The 5,058-nt window shown below is 67.9% G+C and carries 6 protein-coding genes; 1 reads left to right on the top strand and 5 read right to left on the bottom strand.

Annotated features, from left to right (window positions below):
* The 4 genes from VEY12_00365 to VEY12_00350 all read right to left on the bottom strand — a co-directional run.
* A partial coding sequence (locus tag VEY12_00365; protein ID HYM38584.1) for a hypothetical protein occupies positions 1-652 on the bottom strand: 652 nt, incomplete at its 3' end.
* Positions 653-736: 84 nt separating this feature from the next.
* The gene (locus VEY12_00360; protein ID HYM38583.1) at positions 737-967 is read right to left on the bottom strand and encodes a hypothetical protein; all 231 of its coding nucleotides are present in this window, start codon (positions 965-967) and stop codon (positions 737-739) included.
* Positions 968-1,115: 148 nt separating this feature from the next.
* Positions 1,116-1,364 carry a hypothetical protein gene (locus tag VEY12_00355; protein ID HYM38582.1) on the bottom strand — a complete coding sequence of 83 codons (249 nt, stop codon included), beginning with the start codon at positions 1,362-1,364 and terminating at the stop codon, positions 1,116-1,118.
* A gap of 106 nt (positions 1,365-1,470) precedes the next feature.
* Positions 1,471-2,091 (bottom strand): MarR family transcriptional regulator, encoded by a 621-nt coding sequence (locus VEY12_00350; GenBank protein ID HYM38581.1) that lies wholly within the window; start codon positions 2,089-2,091, stop codon positions 1,471-1,473.
* A gap of 827 nt (positions 2,092-2,918) precedes the next feature.
* Here VEY12_00350 and VEY12_00345 point away from each other — a divergent pair.
* The gene (locus VEY12_00345; protein ID HYM38580.1) at positions 2,919-4,361 is read left to right on the top strand and encodes a choice-of-anchor R domain-containing protein; all 1,443 of its coding nucleotides are present in this window, start codon (positions 2,919-2,921) and stop codon (positions 4,359-4,361) included.
* 444 nt (positions 4,362-4,805) lie between these two features.
* Here VEY12_00345 and VEY12_00340 read toward each other — a convergent pair.
* A partial coding sequence (locus VEY12_00340; GenBank protein ID HYM38579.1) for a carboxymuconolactone decarboxylase family protein occupies positions 4,806-5,058 on the bottom strand: 253 nt, incomplete at its 5' end.

The following is a 5,058-nucleotide window of genomic DNA, read 5'->3' as shown; positions in this document are numbered from 1 at the left end:
ACAGTCCGCCGGAATCCTGGACCACCCACGGATACGCAACGATCGCGGCGTCCCACGAGCCCGTTGGTCCGAGGCCGAGCGCGAGCCCTTGCACGTTCCATGCAACACCATCCGGGGAGGTCGCATGGTAGATTTCGTCCGTGTAGCCGAGAGGACCGCTGCCCTGCATGTACAGCGCGTACCACATGTGATAGGTGGCGCCGATTTTGAGTGTTGAGGGCGTCAGTACCCCGGACAGGACCACACCCTTCTTCGTCCAATTCACGCCGTCGGGGGACGTCGCAAGGAGGATGCTGTAGCCCCCGCCGCTGACGCCCGTGTACCACATCTCATACGGGCCGTTGGCCTCGCGAAGTACGCACGGCGCGGTGAGGTACGAGGAGTCCGCACTCCCGGGCGCGCCGACATCCAAGACCATCGTCCGGTTCGATGGCCGGGCTCGGGCCGCGAGCTCGAGGCTGCCGTTGGCAGCAAGGGTGGTGTTTTGGAACGTACCGTTCGCGAAGTCGGGGCCGGAGACTACCCATGACGTCGGAGCGGATCTCACGGGGGCAGCGGCGCCGAAGAACGGGCTCGCACCGGTGGAGAGGAGTGCCGCGAACACGCCCAGAACGAGAGCCTTCAGCCACGTGACGGACCCTCCACGAGGCAAGCGTCCAATGGATCCCGGCGGCATCAACGTTGTGCTTATGGGTCCTTCTGCATCTCCCAGCCGAGCGGCGGAACCGGGGGGAACTTAGAACTCGGCCGACTTCCGGATGTTCCTCCAGTTCTGCTCGAACCAGGCGTGCACGTTCTCCAGCCCCGTCTGGAAGTCCGTCTGGGGCTCATAGTGCAGGATCCGCAGCGCCTTGTCGACCGAGGCGAGGAGGCGATTCTTCTTGTCCCAGTTCCGCCACTCCTTGAAGACGATGCCTGTCTTGTTCCCAGTCCGACCACGATATCCGGCCGAAATTCCCGAATCCAATCCGACGCGTCAACGCTGGTTCTGAGGGCCGGATCCCACGGCTTCCCGCTCGCAACCCTCATGGCCGATCGCGGTGGGCTTCTCTCCAGACTCGAAAGACAGAGCGGGGCGACGCAGCCCCGCCCTGGAAAGCGGTTCGGGGATGGCCTCAGGGCCACGTGTAGTTGGGACCCGGCCCCCAGTACCCGCAGCAGCCGCAGCCTCCGCGCATGCCGCCATGACCCCCGCCGCCCATCCCACCGCCGTAGCCGGAGCCGTAGCCGCCCTGCATGCCGCCGCCGTACCCGCCTTGCGTTCCGGTCGTCGAGGTGCGCGGGGCCGCCAGGGCCGTCGCCGCGACGATCCCCACGACGACGAGGGCAAGGACCCCAAGGGCCACCAAGACGCTCGTCTTCATGTATTTCGCCTCCGGGCCCCCTCAGGGGGTGAAACGGCCGATGAGGGCATCGTGAAACACGGTGAGAACGATTGCGAGAACCTGAAACGCAACGGGTGGAACGACCCTACCGCGCGACCTTTCCGATGATCCGGACGCGGTTCGTCATCCCGGTCCGTTCACGGACCACGATGCCCTTGCCCTCGAGCTTGTCCAAGACCCGGCTCACCTTGGCCCTCGAGAAGACGCCCAGCCCGACGAGGTCCTTCTGGCTCATCGCCCCGCCGTGCTCGCGGAGCTCCAGGTACATCTGTCGCTCATCCTCATTGAGGACCTTCATCAGGGTGAGCTCGGACACGCGCTCGTCTCCGGGTTCCGAGACCGGCTCCACGGGGGCCGGCGCAGGAGTGACGACGTCGCGGGCGGGTGCGTCCTCGGCTCGCGGAGCGGGTGCCGAAGCCGCCACGCCCGGGGGAGGCGGGACGGGCACCGTGGTGGGCTGGCGCATCCGGCCCAGGAAGAGGAAACCGAGGGCGAGGGCGAAGGCGGCGAGGGACACGAGGAGGAGGACCCACACCCACGGGTTCGTCCCGGACCTCAACGGGTACCGGCCGCCCATCATCCCCCCGTTCATCCCGCTTGGGGACGAGGTGGGCGCCGCGAGGACGACCACTGCGGCCGCGGCACCCACGACCGCAATCGCTGCGATGAGCAAGGTGAGGACCGTCCGGGAGTCGCTCCTCTCCATATGGCCTCCCTCCGTGCCGCGCTCAACGCCCCGTGCGGAGTTAAGCGTTTGGCACGTACGATACCGGCCCTGGGCACGGGAGTCCTCCGGGGCCCAGCGCCGCGCCGGCACCGGTATCCACCGCTCCCGGAACGAGACCCATCGGGATTGTTGCCACGCCCACGGAACGAGAGTACTCTCCCCGGCATCCCAAGCAAGCCATCCGAACTGGGTATGTGGTCAACGATGACGGCCGGACCGAGGAAGAGTACGGGGAGTCTCCTCCCGGTCCATGGTGCGCACCAGGAGAAGGTCCTCGTAGGCAGCGCGCATCGGAAGGGAGCGGTGCGGTGTCGAATCCTAACCTCTGGGCCACTCGCCGGAAGGTCTGCGCCGCGTGACCTTGGGGATGCGGCCATACCGGAGGACCTGCCCGAGGTCTCGGAGTCTCCGTTCCGAGATTCCATGAACGATGCGGCACACGTTTCCGTGCCGGGGATGCACGATCGTTGTCACGCGCAGGGAAGCGCATCTCTAACGGGCTTCCGAAGCCGCGGATCGCAGCCGGACGTGTCCGGTCGCACGCCGGCCGGAGGATCTGGAGGATGGACCCAAATCCCACCCGGGGGATCGACATTCGTCGACGGTTGTCGCCCTTTCGAACCGGCGCCGCGGTCCGTGGGCGACGCGAACCGCGTGGCGTCGACACCCCTTCGGGAACCCCGGATGGTTTTGGCCGTCCTCCGATGCACAATACTGTGGAATCCGACCCTTTCCGCGGCGTGCGGTGGGACGTAGGTGATAATCGTACGTGAGCGTTCTTGACCGGCCAGTCCCACATCGTTCAGATGACCCACAGGATGGGCGTCGCCGCGCCCGCCTCGGCCGTCCTTCTCCTCGTCGTCCTCACGCTCCTCGGGGCGGGAGCCTCGGCCTCCCTGTACCACGCCTTCGACGGCGTGGGCGATCCCCCGCCGAACTACCCGAGCGGCGGCAGCGGCGTCGCGATCTTCTCGGACGCGTGGGCCGCCCAGTCCTTCCGGGCGAGCGCGAACTACACCCTCGTCCGCGTGGACCTCTGGGCCAGAGCAACCACCTTCGCGAACGGCTCCGCGACGCTCGAGGTGCGCGCGGACGGCGCGGGCGCTCCGAACATGAACGCCGCCCCGCTGGCCTCCGCGACGACGTCCGCGCCGGCTGCCTACGGCTGGGTGCGCTTCAACGTCGCCCCGAGCGTGGCGTTGACGCAGGGAGGGACGTATTGGATCGTCCTCGAGAGCAACGCGAGCAGCGCCGGCCGCGGCTGGACCTGGTGGAACACGGGAAGCGACGCGGCCGTCGTCCCGGGCGTGGGCCTCGTCACGTCGGACGACGATTCCCCCTGGAGGGCCGCCGGGGGCGACTTCGCGGTCCGCACGTTCGGCTACGCCGAGGCGCGCATGCAGATCGGCCTGAGCGTGGACCGCAGCGGGGTGGCGGCCGGGGGCGTCGTCACGTACTCCATCTTCTTCAACAACACGGGCGGCGGGCCGGCCGTTCAGGTCTGGGTCGACGACGCGTTGCCCGCGGGCCTCACCTACCTCTCGGACAACGCCACGGCGTCCAACGGCCTGCGGTGGGCGGGCACGCGCTGGAACTTCACGAACGTGGACCCGGGCGTGCACTACTTCCTCCTGAGGGCCACCGTCGACGCGGGGGTCGCCAATCAGTCCCTCCTCGTGAACCGGGTGAGCCTCGGCTACACGGACTTCCACGGGACCGTGATGGCCAATTCGACCGCGGCGGTCACCTTGACCGTCACGGCCATGCCGGTAGGCGCTGGGGAGAACGGAGGCCTCCTTGGCTACCTCGCGTTCTTCGCGGTCGTCGTGGGGATCTTCGCCGCGGCCCTCCGCCCCCGGGGCCGGCTCGAGCAGGTCTTCCTCGTGGACAACGGCGGCACGCTCGTGGCCCACCTGTCCCGCGTTGCGGACGGCGGCATCGACCGGGACATCTTCGTCGGCATGCTGACCGCGATCCAGTCGTTCGTCCGGGACTCGTTCACGGCGGCCCAGGAGGGCGAGCTCCGGCGCTTGGACTTCGGGTCGCGGAAGATCTGCCTTCGCCGCGGCAGCCACACCTACCTGGTGGCTGTACTCCAAGGCCCAATCTCGCCGACCCTGGGTTGGAAGATGGGACGCACCCTGGCCCGCATCGAGACCACGTACGGCGAGGTCCTGGCCGCATGGACCGGCGACGTCCAGCTCGTGGAGGGGGCCACCGAGATGCTGTCGGCCGGCCTGCTCCACTGAGTCCGTGTCCTCCCATCGAGGCGCGATCAGGGCGGTTTGAGAGAAAACAAGGCTCCCAGCTGGACGCTCGAACCGGTTTCCGCACTCCCCGCCCGGCGTGCTCGGAGCAAGACTGTGGTCGGAGCCCGTTCGCTGAGGGCAGCGACCATTCTCCGAGCCATCATCGCATGACCCGGAGGGAGCGGGTGAACTCCATCGCAGGAGATATGATTCTCAAGGCCGAGGTTCCTGAGGGGTACGAAGGTGGCTCCGCCTTGGCCGCAGACCTCGTCGAGAGCCAAGCCATACTCGCGCTGATCGAGGGGGGCAGTGGGTCTGCGCGGGGGCGGCGAGACCACGCGGAAGCCGGACGCGAGTCGCGCCGCGGTTGGCCGGGACGGACGCTCCGCTCGTTCCTCGTGGGCCTGACTCGGTCGGACGCGTCGGAATGGGATTCCGATCGGTCTACTTCTTGGCCATCGCCTTCTGCAAGTGCGCGCCGATCTCCTCGGTCTCCTTGGCGAACGTGTTGTAGTCGTAGTGCTGGGCGTGGATCATCGCGCTCCAGCGGGCCGTGTAGCTCGCCAGGAACGCGATCTCCGCGAGCTCCGCCTCCGTGGCGCCCTGCATCTTCGCCGCCGCCGTGTGGAAGAACGTGCAGTACGGGCACTTGATGTTCGCCGCGACCGCGAGCCCCAACAGCTCGCGGTGCTTCGCC

The sequence above is a fragment of the Thermoplasmata archaeon genome, assembly GCA_035632695.1.
Lineage (GTDB): Archaea > Thermoplasmatota > Thermoplasmata > RBG-16-68-12 > RBG-16-68-12 > RBG-16-68-12.
This window is presented reverse-complemented; position numbering and strand designations above follow the sequence as displayed.

Excerpts from the sequence above, each read along its gene's own strand:
- VEY12_00355 (HYM38582.1), bottom strand. The coding sequence starts at position 1,364 with ATGAAGACGAGCGTCTTGGTGGCCCTTGGGGTCCTTGCCCTCGTCGTC.
- VEY12_00345 (HYM38580.1), top strand. The coding sequence starts at position 2,919 with ATGACCCACAGGATGGGCGTCGCCGCGCCCGCCTCGGCCGTCCTTCTC.
- VEY12_00350 (HYM38581.1), bottom strand. The coding sequence starts at position 2,091 with ATGGAGAGGAGCGACTCCCGGACGGTCCTCACCTTGCTCATCGCAGCG.